General features: G+C 44.3%; 20 protein-coding genes. 13 read left to right on the top strand and 7 right to left on the bottom strand.

Going from position 1 to position 26,559, the window contains the following annotated elements:
* Positions 1-40: 40 nt before the first annotated feature.
* The 6 genes from OH461_RS02450 (at position 41) to OH461_RS02475 (ending at position 7,644) form a co-directional block, all read left to right on the top strand.
* Positions 41-1,153 (top strand): SPFH domain-containing protein, encoded by a 1,113-nt coding sequence (locus tag OH461_RS02450; protein ID WP_270019046.1) that lies wholly within the window; start codon positions 41-43, stop codon positions 1,151-1,153.
* 96 nt (positions 1,154-1,249) lie between these two features.
* Positions 1,250-2,248 carry a hypothetical protein gene (locus OH461_RS02455; protein WP_270019047.1) on the top strand — a complete coding sequence of 333 codons (999 nt, stop codon included), beginning with the start codon at positions 1,250-1,252 and terminating at the stop codon, positions 2,246-2,248.
* Between the two features lie 625 nt (positions 2,249-2,873).
* A complete protein-coding gene (locus OH461_RS02460) occupies positions 2,874-3,452 on the top strand; it encodes a winged helix-turn-helix domain-containing protein (RefSeq protein WP_270019048.1) in 579 nt (192 codons plus the stop codon).
* Positions 3,453-3,495: 43 nt separating this feature from the next.
* Positions 3,496-3,882 carry a hypothetical protein gene (locus tag OH461_RS02465; RefSeq protein ID WP_270019049.1) on the top strand — a complete coding sequence of 129 codons (387 nt, stop codon included), beginning with the start codon at positions 3,496-3,498 and terminating at the stop codon, positions 3,880-3,882.
* A 10-nt stretch (positions 3,883-3,892) separates the two neighbouring features.
* Positions 3,893-6,322: a bifunctional diguanylate cyclase/phosphodiesterase gene (locus tag OH461_RS02470; RefSeq protein WP_270019050.1), complete on the top strand. Its 2,430-nt coding sequence runs from the start codon at positions 3,893-3,895 to the stop codon at positions 6,320-6,322.
* Positions 6,310-7,644: a GGDEF domain-containing protein gene (locus OH461_RS02475; protein ID WP_270019051.1), complete on the top strand. Its 1,335-nt coding sequence runs from the start codon at positions 6,310-6,312 to the stop codon at positions 7,642-7,644. The genes OH461_RS02470 and OH461_RS02475 overlap by 13 nt, the downstream gene beginning before the upstream one ends.
* Positions 7,645-7,659: 15 nt before the next feature.
* On the opposite strand, the gene OH461_RS02480 is transcribed toward OH461_RS02475, so the two are convergent.
* A complete protein-coding gene (locus tag OH461_RS02480) occupies positions 7,660-10,032 on the bottom strand; it encodes an ATP-binding protein (protein ID WP_270019052.1) in 2,373 nt (790 codons plus the stop codon).
* On the bottom strand, positions 10,025-10,999 hold the full coding sequence (locus OH461_RS02485) for a cytochrome-c peroxidase (RefSeq protein ID WP_270019053.1): 975 nt from the start codon (positions 10,997-10,999) through the stop codon (positions 10,025-10,027). The genes OH461_RS02480 and OH461_RS02485 overlap by 8 nt, the downstream gene beginning before the upstream one ends.
* A gap of 106 nt (positions 11,000-11,105) precedes the next feature.
* Here OH461_RS02485 and OH461_RS02490 point away from each other — a divergent pair, with 106 nt between their 5' ends.
* Positions 11,106-12,554, top strand: coding sequence for an NAD-dependent succinate-semialdehyde dehydrogenase (locus OH461_RS02490; RefSeq protein ID WP_270019054.1), 1,449 nt, complete (start codon positions 11,106-11,108; stop codon positions 12,552-12,554).
* 38 nt (positions 12,555-12,592) lie between these two features.
* Here OH461_RS02490 and OH461_RS02495 read toward each other — a convergent pair whose 3' ends face one another.
* The 4 genes from OH461_RS02495 to OH461_RS02510 all read right to left on the bottom strand — a co-directional run bounded on the left by OH461_RS02495 (position 12,593) and on the right by OH461_RS02510 (position 15,759).
* The gene (locus OH461_RS02495; RefSeq protein WP_270019055.1) at positions 12,593-12,850 is read right to left on the bottom strand and encodes a DUF1496 domain-containing protein; all 258 of its coding nucleotides are present in this window, start codon (positions 12,848-12,850) and stop codon (positions 12,593-12,595) included.
* Positions 12,850-13,746, bottom strand: coding sequence for a 1-aminocyclopropane-1-carboxylate deaminase/D-cysteine desulfhydrase (locus tag OH461_RS02500; protein ID WP_270019056.1), 897 nt, complete (start codon positions 13,744-13,746; stop codon positions 12,850-12,852). Before OH461_RS02500 ends, OH461_RS02495 begins: the two co-directional genes overlap by 1 nt.
* Before the next feature lie 78 nt (positions 13,747-13,824).
* On the bottom strand, positions 13,825-15,081 hold the full coding sequence (locus tag OH461_RS02505; protein WP_443088431.1) for a sensor histidine kinase: 1,257 nt from the start codon (positions 15,079-15,081) through the stop codon (positions 13,825-13,827).
* A gap of 3 nt (positions 15,082-15,084) precedes the next feature.
* On the bottom strand, positions 15,085-15,759 hold the full coding sequence (locus tag OH461_RS02510; protein ID WP_270019057.1) for a response regulator transcription factor: 675 nt from the start codon (positions 15,757-15,759) through the stop codon (positions 15,085-15,087).
* Positions 15,760-15,956: 197 nt separating this feature from the next.
* On the opposite strand from OH461_RS02510, the gene OH461_RS02515 reads away from it, so the two are divergent.
* From OH461_RS02515 to fabV, 6 genes are all read left to right on the top strand, one after another.
* Positions 15,957-16,961: a glycosyltransferase family 2 protein gene (locus OH461_RS02515; RefSeq protein ID WP_270019058.1), complete on the top strand. Its 1,005-nt coding sequence runs from the start codon at positions 15,957-15,959 to the stop codon at positions 16,959-16,961.
* Positions 16,958-18,355, top strand: a complete 1,398-nt coding sequence (locus OH461_RS02520) for an ArnT family glycosyltransferase (protein ID WP_270019059.1) — start codon at positions 16,958-16,960, stop codon at positions 18,353-18,355. The genes OH461_RS02515 and OH461_RS02520 overlap by 4 nt, the downstream gene beginning before the upstream one ends.
* The gene (locus OH461_RS02525) at positions 18,352-18,744 is read left to right on the top strand and encodes a GtrA family protein (RefSeq protein ID WP_270019060.1); all 393 of its coding nucleotides are present in this window, start codon (positions 18,352-18,354) and stop codon (positions 18,742-18,744) included. The genes OH461_RS02520 and OH461_RS02525 overlap by 4 nt, the downstream gene beginning before the upstream one ends.
* A gap of 463 nt (positions 18,745-19,207) precedes the next feature.
* The gene (locus OH461_RS02530) at positions 19,208-19,843 is read left to right on the top strand and encodes a TetR/AcrR family transcriptional regulator (protein ID WP_333482212.1); all 636 of its coding nucleotides are present in this window, start codon (positions 19,208-19,210) and stop codon (positions 19,841-19,843) included.
* 64 nt (positions 19,844-19,907) lie between these two features.
* Positions 19,908-22,220 (top strand): acyl-CoA dehydrogenase, encoded by a 2,313-nt coding sequence (locus OH461_RS02535; protein WP_270019062.1) that lies wholly within the window; start codon positions 19,908-19,910, stop codon positions 22,218-22,220.
* A 196-nt stretch (positions 22,221-22,416) separates the two neighbouring features.
* On the top strand, positions 22,417-23,619 hold the full coding sequence (gene fabV / locus OH461_RS02540) for an enoyl-ACP reductase FabV (RefSeq protein ID WP_270019063.1): 1,203 nt from the start codon (positions 22,417-22,419) through the stop codon (positions 23,617-23,619).
* A gap of 75 nt (positions 23,620-23,694) precedes the next feature.
* Here the strand turns inward: fabV and OH461_RS02545 are convergent, their stop codons facing one another.
* Positions 23,695-26,532, bottom strand: a complete 2,838-nt coding sequence (locus tag OH461_RS02545) for a calcium-binding protein (RefSeq protein ID WP_270019064.1) — start codon at positions 26,530-26,532, stop codon at positions 23,695-23,697.
* Between the last annotated feature and the right edge of the window lie 27 nt (positions 26,533-26,559).

The raw sequence follows: 26,559 nt of genomic DNA on the forward strand, positions 1-26,559 counted from the left end.
TACAAAACTATACTAATTTGGCTTAGGTAATGGAGGTTTCATGGGCTTTTGGAGCAAGATCGTTGGTGAGTTCGTCGATATTATTGAATGGGTTGATGATAGCAACGATACCTTAGTATGGCGCTTTGAGCGTTACCAAAATGAAATAAAAAATGGTGCACAGCTAACGGTAAGGCAAGGGCAGGTGGCTATTTTCGTCAACGAAGGTCAAATTGCGGATGTTTTTGAACCGGGTATGTACCAACTGACCACTGAAAACTTACCTATCCTGAGTACACTTAAAGGATGGAAGCATGGCTTTAATTCGCCGTTTAAAGCCGAAGTGTATTTCATCAATATGCGATTGTTTACCGATAACAAGTGGGGTACTAAGAACCCTATTATGTTACGAGATCCTGAATTTGGGCCAGTACGTATCCGTGCTTTTGGTAACTTCGATATTCGCGTAAAAGAGCCTCTAAAACTTTTAGAGCAAGTTGTGGGTACGGATGGTTGCTTCCAAATTGATGAGATTCATGGCCAATTAAGAACGATGGCGGTGGCTCGTTTTACTGATGCTGTGGGTGAAAGTCGTTTACCTGTTCTTGATATGGCTGCGAACTATGATGAGTTTGCGTTATTGATGCAAGAGAAAATGAACTTAGACTTTGCGACATATGGTTTAACGCTTGCTAAGTTCATGGTTGAAAACATTTCTTTGCCACCAGAAGTTGAAGAAGCATTAGACAAGCGTTCATCGATGGGGATTTTGGGTAACTTAAACCAGTACACCCAATACCAAACGGCAGAAGCGTTGAAAACCGCAGCTGAAAATGGTGGTAACGCAAGTGCGGGAATGGAAATGGGAATGGGTTTCGCGATGGCTCAGCAAATGGCGCAGTCTATGAACCCTCAGAATACTCAACAGCAATCAGCTCCTCAGGCCGTAACACCTCCGCCATTACCGACGCAAAGCGAATATTTTGTTGCAGTTAATGGTCAGCAAACAGGGCCTTTTAATCTTGATGTTTTAAAGCAACAAGCATCGTCGGGTCAGGTAACTCGTGAAAGTCTAGTCTGGAAACAAGGCATGGCCGCGTGGGAGAAGGCTGGTGATGTAGTAGAGCTCAATAGACTGTTTCAAGCTACTCCTCCGCCAATCCCGGGAGCGTAAGCGATGTTAGTGGATGTAAAGTGTCAAAGTTGCGCAGCAGATTTAACTTATGAGCCGGGGACCACGTCTTTAATATGTAGTCACTGCTCGTATGAAATGGAAATTGAGCAGCCTCTACAAGCTACTAATGCTCATGTTGAGTTTGATCTCGAGGACTATTTAGACAACTACGAATCTTGCCAAGAACAAATTGAGGCACTAACAGTAACATGTGATAGCTGCGGTGCTTCCACAGAGTTTGGCACTGATGTTAAAGCAACACATTGTGCGTTTTGCGATACACCATTAGTGCTTTCAAGAGCAGAGAATAAAAAGCGCATTAAGCCGCAAGGGATTCTACCGTTTAAAGTTAATCGAGAGAAAGCGGTTGGTAATTTTGGCTCTTGGGTTAAAGGCTTATGGCTTGCGCCAAACGATCTAAAGAATCACGCCAAAAACTATGAACGCTTCCAAGGTATTTACTTGCCGTATTGGACTTACGACTGTGATGTTGCAACTGACTATCGTGGTGAGAGAGGAACCAACTACCAAGTAACCAAATCTGTAACGAACTCTGAGGGTAAGACCGAGTTTAAAACTGAAACGAAGACTCGTTGGAAGAAAGTTTCGGGCAGCGTTGAAACTACCTTTGATGACGTATTAGTGCCGGCAACTAAGTCACTAAAATCCAAGCAACTGCATAAGCTTGAGCCATGGGATTTGAGCCGCATGGTCGATTACTCAGATAGTTATTTACAGGGTTATCAAGCTGAGACTTATCAAATCGATATTAAGCAAGGCTATTCAGATGCGAAAGATCGTATGCAGTTTAAAATTAATGAAGTGATTAGAGAAGATATCGGTGGAGATAAGCAGAGCATCAGCGCTACTGAATCAGTCTACACTAATGCGACCTTTAAGCACCTTATTTTGCCTGTGTGGGTGACTTCTTATCGATACAAAGAAAAAGTATATCAGGTGCTAGTTAATGCTCAGACGGGTGAAGTTCAAGGTGACAGACCATATTGTCCAATTAAAGTCGGTTTACTCACTGCCTTTGGCGTTTTGGTTGGAGTTGCAATTGGTATACTGAAGCACAAACTAGAGAATTCTTAAACGCAATAAGCAACTTATCAAGGCTCCGATTTCGGAGCCTTTTTTTACATCAATGATGATAATTGTTTCGATTTTTTTACTCAGTGGTTAGCGGTTAAATAACGCCCGCAATATGGCTGGCCTTAAAAATATAACTGATGCAAATGGCATTGATTTGAAAAGTATAGTTGGTTTTTATAATAGACAGAGTTAAATAAATCTAAATTTGACTTATTAAGCTTATGTTATATAAGTGTTTTTGGTTAAATTAGCATAAATTAATCCCTCCTCAACTGCCGTTGTGTTACATAAATGACGAGCCATTTTTTTAATAGCACAAATGGATGATCATCCTTAGTGTTCTAAATGAATCTTATTTGAGGCGTAAATTGAGCTATACAATTTGCGACTTTTTAATATGGAAAATATAAATCCATTACGTCCATCAATGTGTTTTGACTCTTAAATGAACAATGTTTGTAAATATGTTTAATTATCAATAAAAGTATCACTGGAGGTGATTGTTTAATGAGCTATTTATGAGGATTTTGGATTTTTCCGTTAAATTGATTTGATTTTATAAACTGGTAGTGTTTCGTGATTCTGAACTAAATACAGAAATATGGAAAAAATAGAACTCAATAACATGACGCTTCAAATAGACCCAGGTCGAAACTCGATTTCGTTCGCTAATGGTCAGCTCATGTCGATTAATTGCTCTGAGGCGATAGTGTTAAAAGAGCTGATCTTGCACCGTGGTGAGGTCGTCTCAAGGAAATTACTTGTCCGTTGTGGCTGGGGTAAAGAAGAAGGCATCGGTTGTAACTCGTTGGCTGTCGCGATTTCTAATTTACGAAAGATCGTTAGCTTAGATGGCGTGAGCATCATTAATGTGCCTCGTTTAGGTTATCGCCTCGAAATGACACCGTGTGAGCCAAAGCCAGTGGTGGAGACGGTTGAAAGCCATCCGCTTACTAAACAACAGAGCAGGTTGTCTCCGTTATGGAACGGTTTTTCAATTGTTTGTGGCGTTCTTCTATTATTTTGGCTTGTTTCAATCGTGTTCTATTTATATCGATCATGGGTGTTTGTTGATTGCGTTGATTTGGAAAACAACATCGCTTGCGATGTTGGCGGAGTGACACTTAATTATCGAGCAGATGAAAAGTTCAACTATCTTACTCCCGCAGAATATGCAGAAGGTCAACAGGATGAAATGGGCTAGATATTTGTTTGCTGCGAGCGGAATCCTCGCGACGATGTTATTCATGGCTGTTTACGTGGCTTATTTAGAAGGAATGACTTGCGAATATCAAGTGAGTTTCAAGTTCAAAAATAATGGCAGCAGTGTCGTTACTTGCTCTCGTGGTAGTGCGATTGAAATTAATACTAAGCGAGATAAGCAAGGTAATATTTTATCTCAATGGAAGGTGGTTGGTCGTCAACTAAGGCTGGGTAATCAGATAATTATGTTGGCCTATGACCGCTCGGAAATTCACTCGACTAAGGGCTATACCGACAAATCAAATGTCATTAAGTCCGGTTATCGGTTGTTTTTTTATCATGCTAAACAGCAGGGCGACCGATTTTATGTTTATGCAAAGTTCCCTCGTGTGCGAATGAGTATAGGCAGAATTAAAGGCAATTTTAAATAGCAGTATTACTATGCAAAACACTTCGATGAAACAGCTTCGTGATATTCCATTCGTGATGGGTTCTATCTTCTCTATCGTGCTGGTGACTCTTCTATTTTTAAATAACCGAATCGCCTTTAGTACTTTTGAAGAGACGATTTTCAACGGAGTGATAGAAGAAAAGAAGCAGCATGTTGCCGGGCAAGTAAACATTGTGTCTCATGAAATTCGCTATCAAGTTGCAACTCAACGCAAGCAGATTGATGCGGCGCTGAAAGATGCAATCAATCTGGCGAGCGGTGTGGTGAATACTTACCTTGATCAAAAGTCCAATGCAGGGGCGGCACCGAAGTTGAGTGACGTGATAGCGCTACTTACCCCTTTACGCTTTTCTAATGAACAAGCGTACTTTTTTATGTTCAGCGGTGAAGATGAAACCATATTGATGCACCCTGACGTGCCGAGTGCGATTGGAAAAAGCATTAGAGAGTTTTCCCAATCGCCTTATATCCCGAACTGCGCTCAGCCGCAAAAGGTAGCGTGGAATTTTATGGGTAAGTCTAAGCTTGGCTACATCGTTTATGTCAAAGAGTTCGATGCCTATATCGGTATTGGTCGCAGCATCTCAGGGATCGAAAGCGAAGTAGAAAAAAGGGTTTCTGATTGGATCTCAGAGTATCGGTTTGATGAGACGGGCTACATTTTTATTGTCAGTGTTGAAGGGAAAATACTGGCTCATATAAACCCTGAAATGGTGGGCATTCCAGCTAGGTACATCGACTTGTTTTTAAATGCTATTGAGAACGCAGGAAAAGGGCAAAGTGCCTATGTCACCTATAATGCACCTTTTACTCCTGAGGGTCTTAAAAACAACTTAAAGACTTCATACGTTCAATTGTTACCTGAGTTTGGGTGGATCGTTGGTGGAGGCGTTTACTTAGATGAAGCGCAAAATATAGCCGAAAATCATACAAAAACGTTCACGCTTCTCAATCAATCGGTCAAAGAAGTGACTGGTATTATCGCGGTGATCACTATTCTCATCTTGATCGCGATGTCATATCGAATGAGCCATTTCGTTCGCAGCCTGATTGAACGTTATCAGGAGGTGATTCACTCACAAATCGAAGAGCTAAAACAAAGAGCGAACCAGTTAGACACTTTGGCTTATGTGGACAATAGAACTGGCTTAGCCAATCGCCGCGCCTTTGAACGAGAGTTTCAGCTATGGGTAGTGATGGGCGAGCAGCGTTTATATTTGGCCTTTTTGGATGTAGTCAAATTAAAACGAATCAATGATTTATATGGCTTTGATTGCGGAGATCAGGCATTGAATCATGTCGCGACACATTTACGTTCACTTGAGGCTAAAGGGGCCAGGGTGTATCGGTTTGCTGGGGATGAATTTGTATTGTTGGTGCCATGCGGGGCAGGGAACGAATGTGATGATATCATCAATCATATTCAGTCAACGATACCGAATGTTCTTAACTACAAAGGGCTAGACTTAGACATTAAGTTCAATGTTGGTGTTGCCAAGTACCCGAGTGATTCAAGCGATATGTTTGAGCTAATAAAGATGGCAGGTATCGCACTTTCAGATGTACGTAAACGCGATGATCAGTGGATTGAGTTTTATAACGAACCCATTGGGCTACAAGTCGCGCGCGACCAAAGCTTAGAAAGCCAACTACCGTTGGCATTGGGACGCAACGAGATTCAAGTGCACTTTCAAGAGCAGCGATGTTCTGTCAGCGGCCGACTGCATGGTTTTGAGGCGTTGTGTCGTTGGTATTCGTGTGAGTTTGGCGTGGTCTCTCCGATGGAGTTTATTTCTATCGCGGAGCGCAGCGCTCTGATTTATGAATTGGATATGCACGTAGCAGGCTTGGTCTGTGAGCAGTTGCCAATGTTGGACACCGCATTGGGTCGACGTGACTTTTTTGTTTCAATCAATATGTCGCCTATCAGTATCGACCAAGCCGATTTTGTCGAGCGATTGAATGATATCGTGTTAGGGCATGGTGTTGATCCGGAAAGAGTCACCATTGAAGTCACAGAGAACATCTTCCTTGATAAAGACAGCGAGACTCTTTCCCGACTTAAATCGCTGATGTCTTATGGTTACAAACTTTCACTGGATGATTTTGGTACAGGGTATTGTTCTTTTGCCTATTTGGGTGAGTTACGGGTTGATGAGATTAAGATTGATCGTGCGTTTGTCACTGACATGTTTAACGACCCTCGCTCACAGAAGCTGATCGAATCTTTGATCAGTTTTGCTAAGGTCGACAATACGGTGATTGTTGCCGAAGGTGTTGAAACAGAAGAGCAAAAACTGGCACTTACTGAATTTGGTGTGGATGTTCAGCAAGGGTATTTATTTGCGAAACCGATGCCAATTGATGTATTGCTTCGCGTTTATGCTGAGCAAAATGAGGCGCAAGAATGCAACGTTTAATGAAGCAAAAGTTCATTCTGGCTCTCTCTTTTGTGGTACTCGCTGTTTTTACCGTAGTGACGATACGTTTTGATTTTTTAGATGAAATGAACGAGTTTCATTATGTCTCAAATCAGCTTCAAGAAGATATTAAAGCCAACGCGAAAGTTGCCATGTTGCTGTCGTTTATATTGAGCGATGCTGAGTTGTTCAAGCCTTCAAGTCAGCGAGGGCGGTTGGATGATGTACTTTTCAACAGCACAGGAGAATGGCAGGACAAGGAAGCGCTCTCGTTGGTTAATCATTTTGCTCAGCAAAATCCCATCTTTTTTGACGAGGATACGCCAGTTCGAATTCGACTTAGAAAGGGTAAGCAACTGCTATCGAACTCAAGTGAAGAGCTTAATCCAGAGGAGTATGAGCGAACCTTCCAATCCAGTTACTGCTTGCTGAAAAAGGTATGCCAGAAGTACACCGGAGCATACCCCGTCAAAGATGGTGTCGCTATTGGTCACCCATATTATGATCATAGCCAAGCGCGTTGGATCATTTCGTTACTTGCGCCAATCACCGCTAACGGTAAGGTGATTGGTGATGTCATTGTGGATACGGTTCTACCTGATGCGGTTTACGACGTTTCCTCCCACTCTCGCGCAAGTCATTTGATTAAGCTTGTACTGGGTAGTAAGCCCACGTGGCATTCGACAAAGCTTTCTTATACGCTCGACAACATCAAATCATTGGTGGTTTACAAAGATTTGGTGGAGCTTTGGTTAAGATATGGCTTGCTAGTGCTGCTCAGTTCGAGCTTATTTATTGCGATAGCGATTTATGTGGCGAAAGTCGATAGAGTAAAAATGGTCGCTAGAACCGCACTGTATGATCCTTTAACTCAAGTTTATAACCGTAAGGTTCTGGAGTCGGATGAACTGGCTCAAGAGTTGATTAGCCATAAACAATGTGCGCTATTTTGCGTCGATGGTAACCGGATTAAGGCGATTAACGATGCTTACGGACATCATATTGGCGATCTTGCCATTCAAGCTATTGCGCACTCTTTGCAATCTGGTTTTCGTTCGTCTGATTTTGTTATTCGGATGGGGGGCGATGAGTTTATCGTGATTGCTCCAAGCTTTGGTCAACAAAGAATAAAATCCTTTGTACCTCATCTTAAAAATCATATTCGTAGCCAAACGCCGGCAGAGCTCACCTTGCAGGATGAGTGGATATCTGCCTCGATTGGCGTCTCGACCTTTTCAGGGCGTGAAGAGTTACAAGCCGCCATAAAACTCGCGGATGAACGTTTGTATCAAGATAAACCCAACTATATCTCCGCGCTTTAGTGCTCTGTTTAGTGGTTAGCGATTCGGATTCATCGCAACGACGGTTTTGTTTTCTTCAAGTCGTTCGATGATTCGATTACTTTGATGAACATTGACGGATAAGCGGTTAATCAACTTTTGGAATGACTCTATATCGGGAATATCGCCCGCAAGAACGGCCTGTTCAATAATGAGTGTTTGTTGAGCGAGATTATCGAGTTGTAGATTGAGTGCGATGCCTTTTACGCAGTGCAAGGTCTTATGTAATTGGTCGGCATCTTGCTCAGAATACGCATCAATCAGCTCATCGATGGCGAGCTCAAAGTCTGCGATTAGTGTACTGATAATGCTGTGGTAAGTATCGACATCTTGCTTGATGTCACTGAGCAGTTCACTCTTGGTTAGCTCTTCTTCAGTTAGGGGGAGGGCTGATGTTGGCGCTCGGTGTAGGGCGATAACGTTGCTTGGTTCATTTGTGGTTGTCTCTATGCTTTGTTGAGATTGAATGCGATGAGCAAAGCTAATCAGAGCATCACAAAAACTTTCATGTTGCAGCGGCTTGGTCAGTACGTGATCGGCTCCGGCTTGAATAAAATCGTCATGGGCTTCTCTAAATACGTCGGCGGTATAGGCGAAGATTAACGTGTCTATATTAAGCTGCTGACGAATGAAACGCGTAGCTTCAACCCCGCTCATCTCGGGCATGTGGTTGTCCATTAAAATGAGGTCATATTGCTTGGCTTTGGCCATTTGAGTCGCGACCAATCCATTTTCTGCTATCTCTACACTGTGGCCTAATTTGGCGCAAAATCCTTTCGCCACGATGGCATTCACTCGGTTATCTTCTGCAAGCAAGATATTGAGCGGTCTTGCTTGGTTTGGTGTAAACAGTGTTTCTTCATTTTCAATTGTTTGCTCACAAAGCCCTGTTTCAAGTGGTAAGGTGACGGTGAAGGTACTGCCAAAGTCGATTTCGCTATCTAAAGTAATCGTACCGCCCATAAGGTGGGTAAGGCGCTCTACAATCGCAAGGCCTAAGCCACTACCACCAAACTCGCGGGTTGTTGAAGTATCCGCTTGTTCGAAGGATTTGAATATCGCACCATGTTTTTCTTCGGCAATACCTATTCCGGTATCTGAGACGGCTAGCTGCAACTGATGATTTGGCGCTGGCGTGAGTTTGGCGCTGATGGTCACCCCACCTTGATGAGTGAATTTCACCGCGTTGCCAGCTAGGTTAAACAGAATTTGACGCAGTCTCGCTCTATCTCCTTTAAAAAATCGATTGGGTTCTATCTGCTGATTAAATTCAAACTTGATGTGCTTTTCTTCTGCTAATGGTTGTATGGCACTCATGACGGGCGCAATAACTTGATTAAGATAGAAATCGTCATTTTCTAAAGTGAGCTTGTTTTCTTCAATTTTGGAGAAATCCAAAATGTCGTTGATCACCGTGAGTAGGTGCTGTCCTGACTCTAAAATAATATTGGTGTTTTGCTTAGTCGCGGGCTCTTTGGTGTCCACGGCAATGATTTGCGCTAGCCCAAGTACTCCGTTCATAGGTGTGCGAAGCTCATGGCTCATGGTGGCTAAAAATTGCGATTTAGCTTTTGCGGCCTTGTGTGCTTTATCTGAAGCAAATTCCAACTCTTGATTTAGCTGATTGAGCAGACGATAACGTCGGTAGCCCAAATACATAAATAGCCCTAAACAAAGCATTATTGCTGTTGAAGCAAGTAGCCAAGTTAGGCTGAGGGCATTTTGACTCAGTTGGCGCAGTTGATTACGTGTGAGTTCGATAAAGGCTTTATGTTCTTCATTCAAAACCGTTTGGCTCAAGCTTTTTCTTCTGCTTTCAATAACTTGAAGCTGCTGAGAAAACTGACTAATTTGCGGGTGTTTGACATGATTACTGAGCTGGTTTTCTTGCATGAAAGAGACAAATTGCCAATTGATGCCTTGGTCGTTCGGGATGCCTTGTATTGCTTTATCAAAAAGAGAATTGAGGGAGATTTCTGCGTACTTTTTGGCAACTTGAATCCCAACCAATAGATCTAACTTTGAGGTAATTTGCTTAAGTTGCTGGTGGTAATGAGACAGGGTAGAAAGCGTTTTGTCATGGTTGTGCCCAAGCTCAAACCAATGCGCTTTGGAAGCTTGTATTTTCAAGTTGAGCGAGCGTTTTTCAATCTCAACGATTTTTTGTGTTAATTGGAAGTGCTTGCGTGAATCATGGCTATCGTAATTTAAGATGTCGTCTCTGTGATTAAGTAAGTCATGGCTGATTTTATTGGCTTCCGCCTGATAGTTTTCAAGCAATCGACTGGAGTGGTAATTCAGCCCTGCAAGCGCAAGGGCGGCGACAATCATCACGATCATAAAAGCGGTAATAGGTAGAGACCTACTCATTTTCAAACTCCTGTAAGATTAGCGGTCTAGGCGCAGAGAGGGCGCTAAGAAAGGCTTCTATATCGCTAACGGTATTATCGTCCATAGTAATACCGAGTTGCCCTTGGGCCATGATTCGGATGGCGTCAGTGAGATTTTCGGTTCTGCCATCATGGAAGTAAGGTGGGGTTTGGGCAACATTACGTAAACTGGCGACGCGAAAATAAAATTTATCTAATCCATCTTTAGTCACTAGGTGACGCCCTGTATCTTCCGTTTCTAATTGTGGTGTGAAGTAACCGAATTTTTGGATCATATTGCCGCCGACATTTGTGCCTTGATGGCACTGCACGCAGCCGACTGTTTGGAAGGTTTCCCAACCGCGCTTAACTTGATCAGATATGGCGTATGGGTTGCCATTGAGGTATTGATCAAAAGGAGAACCTGGGGTTTGCAACGCTCGCATAAACTCGGCCAACGCAAAGGCAATGTTCTCTTGGTTGATGTCAAAGTTTGGAATGGATTTAAAGATTGCTCTATAGCGAGTGGATTGTTTGATGTAGCGAATTACATCATTCCAGTTCGAATCCATCTCAACAGGATTGGTGAGAGGGCCATTGATTTGCTCTTCTAAAGAGTTGGCTCTACCGTCCCAAAAAAAGCGGTAATTTAAGCTAGTGTTGAATACCGTAATTGAATTGCGGATGCCCTGACCGTTTACGCCAGTAGAAACCGCTGTAGGCTCTGCCCCGTTGCTGCTAAGATCATGGCAACTCTCACAACTCACTGCTTGGTTTGACGATAAGTTTGGGTCTTTGAACAATACCCAACCAAGTTTCGCAATCTCACGATCAACGTCCACACTATTAGGGATGGGAAGCACTAACCCATAATCTAATATTATTTCTTCTTTGGTTGTCTGAGACTGAGCTTGTACCAAAGTGCTGAATAGTAGCAGCAAGCAAAGGCCTACAGTGCGTTGAATCATCTTATATTCGATTATATTGTGGATTCATATATATAATATTAGTTGCATATTTGGTGGGTTCAAATTTCGTTCTTGTGAAAAGCGTAGTTAAGTAAAGGTATCACTCATGCAAAAACTCAGTGATTTAGGTTTGTTTAAGCAGCAATGCCTAGTTGATGGTCAATGGCTCGACAAACCAGACGTTCAGGAAGTCTATAACCCTGTCGATTCAAGCATTTTAGGGAATGTACCAAACCTTGACTCGTCTGACATTGAGCGGGCAATAGCAAGTGCACAAAAGGCATTTGAGCTATGGCGAGAATGTTTAGCGGTTGAGCGCAGTAACATGTTGCGCAGATGGCATCAGTTAATTTTGCAACACAGTGATGATTTAGCCCGCATTATTACGCTTGAACAAGGTAAGCCGTTAAAAGAAGCGCAAGGGGAGATAGCCTATGCTGCCTCTTTTGTCGCTTGGTATGCTGAGCAAGCGACCCGTATTAACGGCGAGATAGTGCCGAGTCATCTACCTAATTCTAAAATCTTGATTGAGAAGCAACCCGTTGGTGTTGTTGCGGCGATTACGCCTTGGAATTTTCCTGCTGCGATGATGACTCGTAAATGTGCACCAGCGATTGCTGCAGGCTGCAGTGTAATTGTAAAACCTTCGCCAGATACACCATTTACCGCTCTCGCACTTGCGGAGTTAGCACAGCGCGCCGGTTTTCCTAAAGGGTTATTGCAAGTTGTGTGTGGCGATGCGCCGGAAATTGGTCAACAGTTGTGCCTAAGTGACCAGATCACCAAGCTGTCATTCACCGGTTCTACAAATGTAGGCAAGTTATTAATGGCTCAAAGCGCGGCAAACGTGAAGCGACTGTCACTAGAGCTTGGTGGGAATGCTCCGTTTATCGTTTTTGATGATGCGGATATTGAACAAGCGTTAGATGGTTTGATGATCGCTAAGTTTCGCAATAGTGGACAAACATGTGTAGCCGCCAATCGAATTTTTGTCCAAAGCGGTATTTATCAGCTTTTTTCTGATGCGCTTGTTGCTAGGGTAGCCACGTTGCAAGTTGGGAGTGGGTTAGACAATTCTGATATTGCGCCGCTGATACACCTTGAAGCGGCGATTAAAGTGAAGCAACAAGTTGAAGATGCGTTAAAAAAAGGCGGTGAGTTACTTTCTGGCTCGATTCCGAGTGGTCAGAGTAATTTGTTGGCTCCAATAGTATTGGCGAATGCCAATGATGAGTGGCTGTGTAGCCAACAAGAAACGTTTGGCCCTATGGTGCCGTTGTATCGCTTTGATACCGAGCAAGAGGTGATAGAACGCGCTAACGCGACAGAATCGGGGCTCGCAGCTTACGCCTATAGCCAAGATATTGCCCGCTGCCTGAGATTAGCCAACCGTTTAGAGGCGGGTATGGTCGGGCTTAATCAAGGCTTATTGTCATCGGCCAGTGCGCCATTTGGTGGTGTGAAGCAATCAGGGCTTGGCCGTGAAGGGGCAGAGCAAGGCATCGAAGAATACCTAGAAACCAAATACGTGTTATTGGGCGGTAATGTGCTCTAGTCCGATTGACTGAATTTACGTGATGTTTTTCGGCTTGGTTATTTTTCGAGTGCAGCCCAGATAACAGCGCTGTTGGTCTCAAAGTCATTTTCGGCTTGGCAGCGCAGCAGGTAATCATCAACTTTAATCACTGCGCCAAGTGAGTAGGCTTCACCTTGGTAGTAACAGATCCGATGCGAAGCTGAAGAACTGTCAACCACAACAACGGGTTTGATGGGTGTTTTTACTACCTTGTCTGCGCTAAAGCTTGATATTGAAAAAAGGCACAATGCGATAAGGCTAAAGATTCTGTACATCAGATGTCTCCAAATTTTCTTTGGTATCTTGGCAGCATACTCTCGTTGCCAAGTGTTCCCCCTTGGTGAACATAGAGGATGGTTTTATCTTGATTACTTAGCTGCCATTGCTGCAAACATTGCCACATCAAAGGGTCGTAGAGTAAATCGAACTCGACACTGGTTTGCTCTAGCAAAGCTTGCCAAGTTTGGTAATCCGCTTGGTATAGTTTGCCAAAGTGGTGCTTACGATTCAGTGACAAGAGTTCAGGATGTTGGCTTTCACCTAACTCTAAAAACTGTTTGGTTAAGTAATCATTACCTCCGACACAAGCACAGGTAAGCACTTTAATGCCATGGGGTGACAAATGTTTGTGCAGATAGAGGGCGGTTGTGCCTGTACCAGAGGGAAGAGCAACCACAAATTGCTTATCACTTTCGAAGCGTGCCCAGCTTAGAATTTCATTCGCTAGACCTTTCACGCCTTGCTCGGCTATTTGGCTTCTTCCGCCTTCTGGCACGACTAAGCAAGTATCATCGGGTTGGCGCACTTGATTAATGTAGTCCCATGGATGACATTGATGGGAAGCTGTCTCAATAATGTTTGCCCCTAGCTCTAACGCCCCGCGGTAGTTGCCTATTGGGCTCCCCTTTAGCCATTCAGGAATACGGTCAACGTAGAACTCCAGCTGCCATCCTTTTATTGCTGCTAAGGCTGCGAGTGAATACAACGAATTTGCTTGCGGGCTACCGTAACCAATCAGAGTACGAACAGATGGAAAGTCATCATGTAGTAAGCTCATTAGTTTACGCGCTTTGTTTCCACTAAAGTGACTATGTAACTTATCGTCACGCTTAAGGTAGAAATCAATACCAGCGAATTGGTGTTGGGTAATAGGGGTATCGGCGAGCTTCATGATTAACTGAGGTGGAGTGTTATGTCAGTATTCTACTCCACCTTACAATATTCTTGAATGTTAGAATGACTCTAAACCTTAGAATTGAATAGTGGCGATACAGCCCCGATTTGGGTGATTACTTAGTGAAAACTGCCATTCGTAGCGATGGCATAAGTCGTCAACGATCAGCAAGCCTAAACCATGCCCCTCTTTGTTTGGGATTGAGGTTAGACCAGGGCCATCATCAATGATTTGTATGTGATTCTCGCTAATATTCACGGTGATGGCGCCGCTTGAAGTGGCTGCGATGCCATTGCGAATTAAGTTCCCTAATACCATGTGCATCACAGGCTCAGTCGCTCTAACTTGGGGCAAACTATCGATATTTAGCTCAACTTGCAGCTGTTTTTCGGTTGCTTGTAAGCTGTTGTCGGTGATGATGGTTGAGAATTCTTGTTCCGGCACTTGGCGCAAAGGGGCGTCTTCAACGTTGCGCTCGTAGCGCACGATACTAAGCAAAGCGTCGACCATAGTGATCATTTGCTCGGTCGCGGTACTAATGCGGCCAATTTGGCGAAGGTTGAAGGTTTTGGTTTCGGTGCGCTCGAGTAATTTTGTCGCGCCTTTTACCACGGTTAATGGTGTCCGCAGTTCATGACTTGCATAGCGAGCAAAGGCTTGTTCGCGTTTTAGTGCATGGTTGAGTTCGCTACGATACTGGTTGAGTTTTGTCGTCAGAGTTTGAAACTCAATCGAGGCTTCCGGTGAAATGGTAAACTCAGCGGCGCTGTCTCCGGTTTGGTTTTCCAATTGAAGAGCAATGCCATTAAGTGGCTCGATAAGTTGGCTTGATAATCGGTAGAGCAACGTGCCAAAGGCAAACATCAGTACGGAAACAAAACTGATTACGATGAGACCGGAATATATGATTTCTTTATCTGACAGCTCAACTTTGTCCATTAAAGAAAGCAAGATGAGATCGTGCATTTCTCCATCATGAGCATATTGGCCTTTATAGATCATTAATGAGTCCGGGTTATACCAAAACCCTACCTCTCCAACAAAGGACTCTTTGTCTCTTAAATAATCTTGATATTCTTTTGGAATAAGGGATAAGTCATTGTAGGCATCGGTCAGCATGTCTATGCGGATCTTGCCATTTTCACCGTTAATAAAACGCTCAGCAGCAATATCTCTGTCGAGTAAAATACGGCGTTCACCCACTCGGTCTTCTGACCATTGTAAGGCCATGAGAAAAACCATGAATGTCACAACGCCCACGGTGCAAGATAGGCCGATAAAGAAGACGGCTAAACGACCTGTTAGAGATTTTGAGCTGCGGAGCATACGCATAAGTTAGTCTATCTCCAAACGAAAACCGAATTTTGGCACCGTCATCAATAGTTGCTTGTCAAAAGGTTTATCAAGTTGGTTACGTAGCTGATAAATATGGCTGCGTAATACATCATTATTAGGCTCTTTTTCTTCCCATAGTTTCTCTGCGATTTCTTGCCTTGTTACCAGTTCAGGCGCTTTGATACAGAGCATTTCTAGGATGGTGTATGTCGTTGGGTTAAGAGCCAACAAGCGACCTTCTCTAAAGGCTTGACGAGTTTTTTGGTCAATCTTAATCGGGCCAACTTCTAACGTGCTGGATGCCGTTTGGCCTCGGTAACGTTTGATAAGCGCAGTCATGCGCGCCTCAAGAATCTCTAAATCAAAGGGTTTGGTTAGGTAATCATCCGCGCCATGCTGAAAGCCACTTAGCATGTCTTCACGATTATCGAGAGCCGTTAGCATAAGAACAGGTGTTGAGTTTCCGCTTTCACGCAATTTATTACACACTGTTAAGCCATCCATGCGAGGTAACATGAGGTCGAGTAATATGAGATCAAAGTTGCCTTCTAATGCCAACTGCAAGCCCAGCTCTCCATTGTCGGCGTAATCGAGCTCCATTCCCAAGCATTCAAAGTAATCGAATAGAATCCCTGCGACTTCACGGTTGTCTTCTACTAATAGCACTTTGTTCATCCGCTACCTCGTTGATTTATAAAAGCAGTTTATTTGTTTCTGTGGCTAGAGTCGTCGGCATAATAGCAACAAACTCAGCGTAGAAAAAATGTGAACAACAGAGTTTTCACACTCCTTCTTGTAGGTTAATCACATAGCGTCCTTTATAGCGTGATTTTTAAAGGACTTAGTTCCGATTAGCAACAAGAGTAGTGACTATGAAGTTTATTAAGCCTGTTCCCAAACACTTTGAGTCTGCCATCACCTTGTCTGTCATCGTTCCGTATTTTAATGAATCGGATGTGTTGCCTGAGTTACACGCTCGATTAACCAAGGTGCTTGATAGTATCGAGGACCATTGTGAAATCATTTACATCGATGACGGTAGTAGTGACGACAGTTTACAAGTTGTTGAAACTTTCAAGTCCACCACCAGTCTAGTTCGCAGTATCTCGTTAAGCCGAAACTTTGGTAAAGAATCTGCGATGAGCGCGGGACTTGAGTACAGCAATGGCCTAGCGGTTGTGCTTATTGATGCGGATCTTCAAGACCCACCAGAGCTGATCCCTGAGATGCTAGATAAGTGGCGTGAAGGTTTTGATGTGGTCAATATGCAGCGCAAGCAGCGCAATGGCGAGGCTTGGTTTAAGAAACGCTCTGCAGCCATTTTTTACCGTCTGCTAAACAGTTTAGTGAAATCTGACATTCCAGAAAATGTTGGTGACTTCCGCCTATTAAGCCGTGAAGTAGTAGACCACATTAATCGCTTGCCTGAGCGTAACCGCTACATGAAAGGTATTTTTGCTTGGCCGGGGTTTAAACAGACGACAGTGCAATTTGAGCGCGATGCTCGTTACTGCGGTGAAACGAAGTGGAACTACTTTAAGTTGCTAGGGTTGGCGATGGATGGCATTACGTCATTTTCTATTCGCCCCTTACGCTTAGCGACGGTTCTTGGTGCGCTCATTGCGGGTGGCACTTTCTTTTATGGCCTAGTGGTTGTACTGAAAACCTTACTCATTGGTGAGCCCGTGACAGGCTACCCCTCTTTAATGGTGGTGCAACTGGCGTTAGGTGGCGTTCAGTTACTGAGTATTGGCTTGCTAGGTGAGTACATTGGCCGCATTTTCATCGAAACCAAAAAAAGACCTCTTTACCTTGTTCAATCGGTTAACGAGCAACCCGCAATGCCTAAATTTAAATCTGTGGAGAAAAGCGCGTGAGTTTTAATAAAGTCCATTTATGGGTAATTTTAGGTATGGCCCTGTTGGTTCGCCTTATCTCATTAGGGGCGTACCCTTTGATGGATACCACAGAAGCTCGCTATGGTGAAATGGCCCGATTGATGGTTGATACTGGCAATTGGCTAACGCCGCAGTTTGATTACGGCGTGCCATTTTGGGGTAAGCCACCGCTATTTACGTGGATGAGTGCGGTAGGTATTGAAAGTTTCGGCGTTAACGAGTTTGCCGTGCGAGCGCCTCATTGGTTGGCTGGTGTCTTGGTCATTGCATTAATGGCGTATTTCTCGCGTCGAGTTGGTTTTAGCGGATTGCTTACCAGTGTCGTGTTAGCGACTTGCGGCATTTTTGCTATCGCTGCGGGTGCGGTGATGACAGATATGGCACTGACTTTGGCGATGACTATTGCGATGGTTGGTTTTTATTTTTGTTGGCAGGGCGATCGTAAGTGGGGCTATGTAGGCTTTTTTGGTCTGGCGCTGGGTTTGCTCGCTAAAGGTCCGTTGATAATTGTCATCATGGGTATTGCCGTTATGCCATGGTTGATTATGCAGCACGGCTTTGTGGCGGCATTTAAAGTACTTTGGCAACGTTTTCCTATTGTCACGGGTACAGTGGGAATGCTCGCTATCGCGGTACCTTGGTATATCCTCGCTGAGCAAGCGACGCCAGGGTTCTTAGATTACTTTATTGTGGGTGAGCATTTTAAGCGTTTTCTGGTGAGTGGCTGGGAAGGGGACTTATATGGCTCAGCACATGATGAAGTACGTGGAACCATCTGGTTATTCTTCTTCTATGCAGCAGCGCCATGGTCTTTTGTATTGCCAGTCTTGATGTGGCGTAAACGTAAGGCACTTGGAACAACGATTCAAACTCGCGATGGCATTGTTAGCTTTTTGGTTTGTTGGTTAGTCTCACCACTGATTATGTTTACCTTTTCAGGAAACATTCTCCCTGCCTACATTTTGCCAGGTATACCAGCGCTAGGCCTTCTGATCAGCATTTTGCTTTCTGATGTCAAGCGTGACCAAGTTTGGTTTAAAGGTGTGGCGAGTATTGCTCCGGTATTGTTGATTATCGCAGTGGTGTTTATCCAATTGGTTAAGGGTGACAAGAAAAGCGATAAAGTGATTTTTGAAACAGCTTCCACAGAGCTTGCGACTTACTACGTTGGTCATCGTCCGTTTTCAGGGCAGTTTTATAGCTCTGGAAAGGCTAAACGCTTAGATGACAACGTGTTACTGGCTAATTTGGATCACTTCCAACTGATCGGCGAACCTGAAATGGTGCAGGATGTGATTGCTGAGAATCAACTGGACTGTGTAGTGGAATACACGGGCGGAAGTAAGCGTAATCTTTACCGGTGTGGTCAATGACCCCGCGGATAATTAAATTCGCGTTAGTCGGAGGTGTTGGCTTTGTTGCTGACGCCTTGGTTTTCTCGCTGATGTTTTACTTGCTGGGTTTGCCTATTATGCCTGCGCGTATCATAGCTTTTATTTGCGCCGCTACGGTAACCTGGTTAGGCAACCGTTATTTTACCTTTTGTCAGTCAGATAAATGCAAACCTTTGGGGCAATGGGTGAAGTTTATGTGTGGGGCAAGTTTTTCTGCCGTACCTAACTTAGTGGCTTTTCAGTTAGTCGTTTGGTTTCTCGGTCCTTCTAAAGTCGTAGTCTATAGTGCTTTAGTCATCGGTATATTAGTTGGGATGTTGAGCAACTATTTCCTAAGTTCCCGCTGGATATTCTCTACTCAAAAATAGTTATCCCATCTTTTTATTCGTCCACATCCGTCACGGTCAGTACAGTTTCTTCGCTGTATTGACCGTTTTTGTTTTCGATATTGACGGGCTTTTTGATGCTCACTTTGCTCCCGGCTTTACTTGGAATAGAGTAAAAAAAAGCCCAGAACAAAAAGGTTCTGGGCGTATACAAGATTAGGAGTTAATTTGAAAAAGCAGCGTACATAAATAAGTAGGAAGTAGATTCAGTAATAAACTTGTTTGGCGGCCAGCGAAACATTGAATGCTCTGCTATCTACACTTATTCAGACTGGGCAAATCCAAAACAGTTCAATAAAAAATTAATTTTTTTTAATTTATTTTCCTTTCAATACCTTAGCCTCGAGTAAATCAAAGAAGGTCAGACCAGTTGTAGAAAATGTGATGTTAACTGATTGTTAAGTTTGTTGGTGGGGTGTATATTTCAAACAGGTGTTTAATACGAGTGATTGAAATGGCAACCCGCAACGCTACTAAAGAGAGAATTCTAGACGTCGCAGAAGCTTTGTTTGCAGAGCATGGCTTTAATGACACGTCTTTGAGAACAATAACCAGCAAAGCTGGCGTTAATCTAGCGGCGGTCAACTACCATTTTGGTGATAAGAAAACGTTAGTCAGAGCGGTGTTGAATCGATACTTAGAGGCATTTATGCCTGCGGTTTCTGATGGTCTTATCACGCTGAACCTCAGTCAAAATTACACAATGAATCAGGTGTTTGAGGCTTTACGCGCCCCTTTGATGTCTCTAGATAACCTACGTCCAAACGGCGCTAATCAATTTATGTCTTTAATCGGACGCGGTTATACCGACGTTCAAGGCCATTTGCGTTGGTTTATCACCACTCGTTATAGCGATACTTTAGAGCTGTTTACTCTGTCGGTTATGAAAGCTAATCCCAATTTATCTCGTGAGGCGCTATTTTGGCGGCTCCATTTCACTCTCGGTACTTGTGTATTCACTATGGCTTCAAGCCAAGCACTGGCAGAAATTGCCAGTAATGATTACCAACAAAGTGTCGATGCCCAAGCTTTGTTAGATAGGTTGATTCCCTATTTAGCGGCGGGTGTCAGTGCAGAATAAAACTCATCGCAAGATAAAACAAAGCCACAACAAAGATGGCGAACGTGAACAAAAGGAAATGGTTATGAGCTCTCTAAGACAAAAATGGATAAGTGATCCGGCGTTTAAACTGTTTAAACAGGTATTGCCACCGCTTTCTGCAACTGAAAAAGAAGCGATGGAAGCGGGTAGTGTTTGGTGGGACGGGGAACTTTTCTCTGGAAAGCCTAATTTTCAAACCCTACACCAATATCCGAAACCAACATTAAGCGCTGAAGAGCAATCCTTTATGGATAACGAGTTAGAAACTCTGCTTGAGATGCTCAATGATCACCAAATTGTTAAACACGATCGCGATTTACCGCCGGAGGTATGGGAGTACTTGCGCAAAGAGCGTTTCTTCTCGCTGATTATTTCTAAAAAGTTTGGTGGTCGAGAGTTCTCTGCGTTAGCTAATTCGACCATTGTGACGCGTATTGCGACTCGTAGCATTAGTGCTGCGGTAACCGTGATGGTGCCAAACTCATTGGGGCCGGGTGAGCTGTTGAGTCATTATGGGACGCAAGAGCAGAAAGAGTATTGGCTACCACGTTTAGCGGACGGTACAGATATCCCTTGTTTCGCGTTAACAGGCCCTGAAGCTGGATCGGATGCGGGTGGCATACCGGATCAAGGTGAAGTTTGTTATGGCGATTACAATGGTGAGCAGGTATTAGGTATTCGTTTAAGTTGGAACAAACGTTATATCACACTTGCTCCGGTCGCAACGGTACTTGGCTTAGCGTTTAAACTCAACGACCCTCAAGGCTTATTGGGGGGTGAAAAAGAGCTTGGTATAACTTGCGCACTGATCCCCGCCGATCATCAAGGAGTAGAGATTGGTGAAAGGCATGACCCACTTGGCCTTGCATTTATGAATGGTCCAACCCGTGGTAACGATGTGTTCATTCCGATGGATTGGTTGATTGGTGGCCAAGAGTATGCGGGTAAAGGTTGGCGCATGCTGGTGGAATGTTTATCTGCAGGTCGCGGTATTTCCTTGCCTGCGCTTGGCACAGCGATCGGCCATCTCACTGCTCGTACTACTGGTGCATACGCCTATGTGCGTAAGCAGTTTGGTATGTCGATTGGTAAGTTTGAAGGTGTCGCAGAAGCACTAGGGCGAATTGGTGGCTTAACTTATCTACTAGAAGCAACTCGTACCCTCACAACGACGTCGCTCGATCTTAAAGAGAAGCCGGGCATTGTCACTGCGATTGCTAAGTACCATATGACAGAAATGGCTCGAACCATTCTCAACGATTCTATGGATATTCATTCAGGCCGAGCGATTCAAGATGGCCCAATGAACTATCTTGCTACGCATTATTTGGGTATCCCGGTTGCGATCACCGTTGAAGGGGCAAATATCTTAACTCGAAACTTGATGATATTTGGGCAAGGCGCGACTCGTTGTCATCCATATGTCTTGAAAGAGATGGAAGCGGCGGCAAACCCAGATGAACAACAAGCGGCTAAGCAGTTTGATGAGCTTTTGTTTAAACACATTGGCCATGCGACAGGTAACACCTTTGGCTCGCTAACGGCTGCGTTGACAGGGTCTAAGTTTATTTCTGCCTCGATGAGTGGTCCAACCAAAACCTATTACCAACAAATGACGCGTTTGAGTAAAGCATTAGCAGTAAGCGCTGATGTAGCCATGCTGACACTTGGTGGTGATCTAAAGCGTAAAGAAATGATCTCTGCTCGCTTAGGTGATGTATTGGCTTACCTATATATGGCATCAGCGGCGTTGAAGAAATACGAAGATGATGGCCGTCAACAGCAAGATCTTGATTATGTACATTACGCAGTTCAGCATTGTTTGTATCAATGTGCCAAGTCCTTGAAGCAGGCGTATAAGAATTATCCGCAGAAGAGTGTCGGTCGCATTCTTAGCGCAATTAACTTTCCACTGGGTAACCATTTCTCCAAGCCAAGTGATGACCTTACGGTAAGGCTGGCAGAAAGTTTAATGACGCCGGGCGCTGCACGAGACCGTTTGACTAATTTGTGCTACATCGGCAGTGATGAGGATGATAGCGTCGGTTTGATGGAGCAAGCATTCATCGCAATGTACGGTGTGAAGCCGGTAGAGCGTAAAATGTTTAAAGCGGCCAAGGAGGGCAAGGTTGCTCGCAAAGGCCCATTAACCGAGCGTTTGCAGCAGGCGCTAGATAACGAAGTCATCACAACGCAAGAGATGGAACAAGTATTAGCTGCAGACAAGCTTCGCTATAAAGCGATCCAAGTTGACCACTTTAGCCATGATATGAGTGAGGTTCGTACTCATTCAGAGCTTAAGTCAGCGAATAACAAAGCAAGTGAGCAAAAGCCACCACTCAATAGCGTCGCTTAGTTTTTACTTAACAAAACAAAATAGAGCTTTCTATTGAGAAACTGGCATTCAGGCATCCGCAAGGATGCCTTTTTTCTATTCGAAAATGGCCTAAACAGCTCCAACCACTTCGAATTATTGGTGGTTTTTACAGAAATAAGATGCGATTTGGCGGGGAAACTTTTATCCTAGCGGGGTTTTGTTAAGGAAGTTGAATATGATCATCAAACCTAGAATTCGTGGATTTATCTGTACTACAACGCACCCAGTGGGTTGTGAAGCAAACGTAAAAGAACAAATTGCTTACACTAAAGCACAAGGCCCTATCGCAAACGCACCTAAGCGTGTACTTGTTATTGGTGCATCTAGTGGCTACGGTTTATCTTCTCGTATCGCTGCGGCATTTGGTGGCGGCGCTTCAACGATTGGTGTTTTCTTCGAGAAAGAAGGCACAGAAAAGAAACCTGGCACAGCGGGTTTCTACAACTCAGTAGCATTTGAAAAGCTAGCTCGTGAAGAAGGTCTGTACGCAAAAAGCCTAAACGGCGATGCGTTTTCAAACGAAGCTAAACAGAAAACAATCGACTTGATCAAAGAAGACTTGGGTCAGGTAGATATGGTGGTTTACTCATTGGCTTCTCCAGTGCGTAAAATGCCTGAAACAGGTGAACTCGTTCGTTCATCTTTAAAACCAATCGGTGAGACATACACATCGACAGCAGTTGATACCAACAAAGACGTGATCATTGAAGCAAGCGTTGAGCCTGCAACTGAAGAAGAAATCAAAGATACCGTTACTGTAATGGGTGGTGAAGACTGGGAACTTTGGATTAACGCTCTGTCTGATGCGGGTGTACTTTCTGAAGGTTGTAAGACAGTTGCCTACAGTTACATTGGTACTGAGCTAACTTGGCCTATCTACTGGGATGGTGCGCTAGGTAAAGCGAAGATGGACCTAGACCGTGCTTCTACTGCTCTAAACGAGAAACTTGGCGCAACTGGCGGTACAGCAAACGTAGCAGTACTGAAGTCAGTCGTGACTCAAGCAAGCTCTGCAATTCCGGTAATGCCTTTGTATATCGCAATGGTGTTTAAGAAGATGCGTGAAGAAGGCGTACACGAAGGTTGTATGGAACAGATCTTCCGTATGTTCAGCCAGCGTCTTTACAAAGAAGATGGCAGCGCAGCAGAAGTGGATGAGCAAAATCGTCTACGTCTAGATGATTGGGAACTGCGTGATGACATTCAGCAACACTGTCGTGACCTATGGCCACAAATCACATCTGACAACCTGAAAGAACTTACCGACTACGTTGAGTACAAAGAAGAGTTCTTGAAGCTATTTGGCTTTGGTGTTGAAGGTGTAGATTACGAAGCAGATGTTAATCCTGCGGCTGAGTCTGATTTCATCGCCATTTAATCTAGACTGGATTAAACGAATAAAAACCGGTGCTAAGCACCGGTTTTTGTTTATATGAATATTGGAAATTAACCGCTAAACGCCAAATTCAGCATCAAGATCTGCCCACTCAACATCACTGTAGATAGAGACGGTTTCATCGCCGTTAGCAAAGGTGTAGTGATACACAGAGCTATCAATGTCTAAGAACTTATGAACCGTGCTATCAAGTGAGCTGACATCAACGATTTCAGCATTTTCGATATAGTAATCTGAATTGATGATGTTGACGTCTTCGATGCTCGCTGCAAAGAAAGCTTGTCCAGAGTTCGCGACGATATCAAGGTCAAGCGTGAGCGAGTCAGACTGGCTAGAGCCAATAACGGCCTCTACACCTTGTAGTCTTGAGGTATCGGTGATGGCAAAGTCGACACTGTGAACCGAAGTCTCTGCGGTGACTACGTCAAAACCTTCTCCACCATTAACGAAGTCGTTGCCATTGTCGAAGATAACGTCATCGCCTTTGCCTGCATCAACCACGTCTAGCCCTTGTCCGCCGATGAGGAAATCATCACCTTCACCACCAATCAATAAATCATCTTTTTGATAGGTTTTTACTTCATTAACGAAGTAGTCACTGGCATCAATATCTACGCCAAAGCCAGATTTATCGAATGTTCCTTTAGCGGCAGAAAGTTGAATCTCATCAAAGCTGGCATTGTTTGTGTCGGTTGGATCTATGATGAAGCTACCACAACATTTGCCATCGCTCTCATGTAGGACTTTGATGTTGTCCGCTTGCGGGTCGATACCATAGGTGGCAAGGGTTGCAGGATCAGCTTCACCTACGGTGAAGTAACCAGTTGCCACTTCGACACCGTCGTCATAAACGGTCCAAACACCAACTTCATTAGTGCCGTCAAAGGCTTCGTCTGCAAATAAGCGATCAACCGCGACTTCTGCTGCCACGGTATCTGAGTTTACATTAATACAAAGTACCTCAGATTCGCCTTCTTTATCGCCAGTCCCCCCGCTGTCGAGAAAGCTAAAGCCGATTTGTTGGGGAACACCACTTTCAGGGTTGCCATCTACGCCATAAACACCATCTTGATTGGCCGCTTTATCGATAGAACCGTCTGGGTTTACTGCGATAGCTTGACTTAAGTTTTCTTCAGAGGGGGCTGTCATCGTTGCATCTTGGTGGTCGCCAAAGATAATATCGTTACCAGAGCCTCCAAATAGAACGTCTTGGCCAAGGCCACCATCTAGCCAATCATCGCCAGCGCCGCCATCCAGCCAATCGTTGCCTTCGACCTTACCATCAAGATCACTTTGATTGATGACTTTGATTTCTTCAACGAAGTAGTCACTTGAGTCTAGCTTATTACCTTCTTTATCGAATACGCCTTCAGCTGCACTTAATATAATTTGATCAAAAGGTTGGCCATTGGTGTCTTGCTGCGTAATCTCGAACGTACCTGATTTGTTGTCGCCGCCATCAAGCACTTTGATGTTGTTGATCAGTTCTGCATCGTAAGTATCCAACGATTGGCCATCAATTTCCGCGGCGGTGAAATAGCCGCTTGCGACGACGATGCCATCATTCAGCACTGTCCATACGCCCATTTCATTGGTTCCGTTGCTCGCTTCATCGGCAAATAAACGGTCGACTCGAACTTGCGCTGCTGCTGCGTCTTCAGAGAGGTTGTAAACCAGTTGCTCCGATTCACCTTCGCGTGTACTTGGATCGTAGCTGTAGCCCAATTGGTCAGGGTTACCCGATTCTCCATTACCTTCTACGCCAATTTTGCCATTTTGTTCGGTAACGTTGCCCGCGCTCCCACTAGGGTCAACGGCGCGAGCATCAGTAAGATCAATACTTGGTGCATGGTAAAAATCGTAGACATCATCGCCAACGAGAACATCATTTCCATGCCCCCCAATAAGTACGTCATCATCCTGACCACCGTGTAGGAAGTCAGAATTATCGTGGCTTTCCGCTTCTAGCTGTACCGTTTGAACTTCTCCTACCATAAAATCACTGGAGTCTAGGTAGCCATATCCATTTTTGTCGTAGTGACCGACAGCTGCTGAAAACTGGATTTCATCAAAGGTGACAAAGCCAACATCTTCAGGCGTAATTTGGAACTCGCCGCTATGCTTGCCGTTGCCATTATCGAGTACTTTGAGGTTATCTGTGTTTGGGTCTAAACTATAGGCTTCTAGTGTCGCTTGATCCCATTCACCAGCGGTAACGTAGCCTTGAGCTACGACAACGCCTTCACGAAGCACTGTCCAGACAGCAACCTCATCGATATCACGAACTTTAGAACCATCTGATTTACCTTCGTCTTTGAACAGACGGCTCAGTTCTACTTTTGCACCGTAACTGTGTTCGTCAACAGCAATGGAAAGTACTTCAGACGCACCATTACGGTCACCTTGCTCGCCTTCATCTTCGAAGCTGTAACCAATTTGACCACCACGACCACTTTCGTCATTACCGAGCACACCAAATGTACCGTTCTTCTCAAATAGCTGAGCTTCACTGCCATCTGGGCTGTAAACTTTGGCTTTCGTTAAGTCTGCTGTGACCGCATTGGAGAAATCGAGCTCGTATTCGCCACTCGTATCGTTGTAGTGGTAACCAGAAAATTGGTCGCCAATCAGCACATCGTTACCACTTTCCCCAATGACACTATCATTACCTTTACCTGCAATAACGATGTCATCACCGGCACCAGTAATGACCAAATCGTCACCGCCGCCACTCGCAACTCTATCGTCGCCAGCTTGAGTTGGAATCGTATCGTGACCGTCTGTACCTCCAACGGTCATATCGGTGTCGTCTACGTGCGGTGTGACATCTTCGGCTATATCGACCATGTCAACACGGCTAGCGTGGGTGTTAGACTCATTCTTATTTAACGTCATGAAAAGTTCCTCAATCAATTTAATGAT

This window comes from Vibrio sp. LaRot3 (assembly GCF_027587025.1).
Taxonomy (GTDB): Bacteria; Pseudomonadota; Gammaproteobacteria; order Enterobacterales; family Vibrionaceae; genus Vibrio.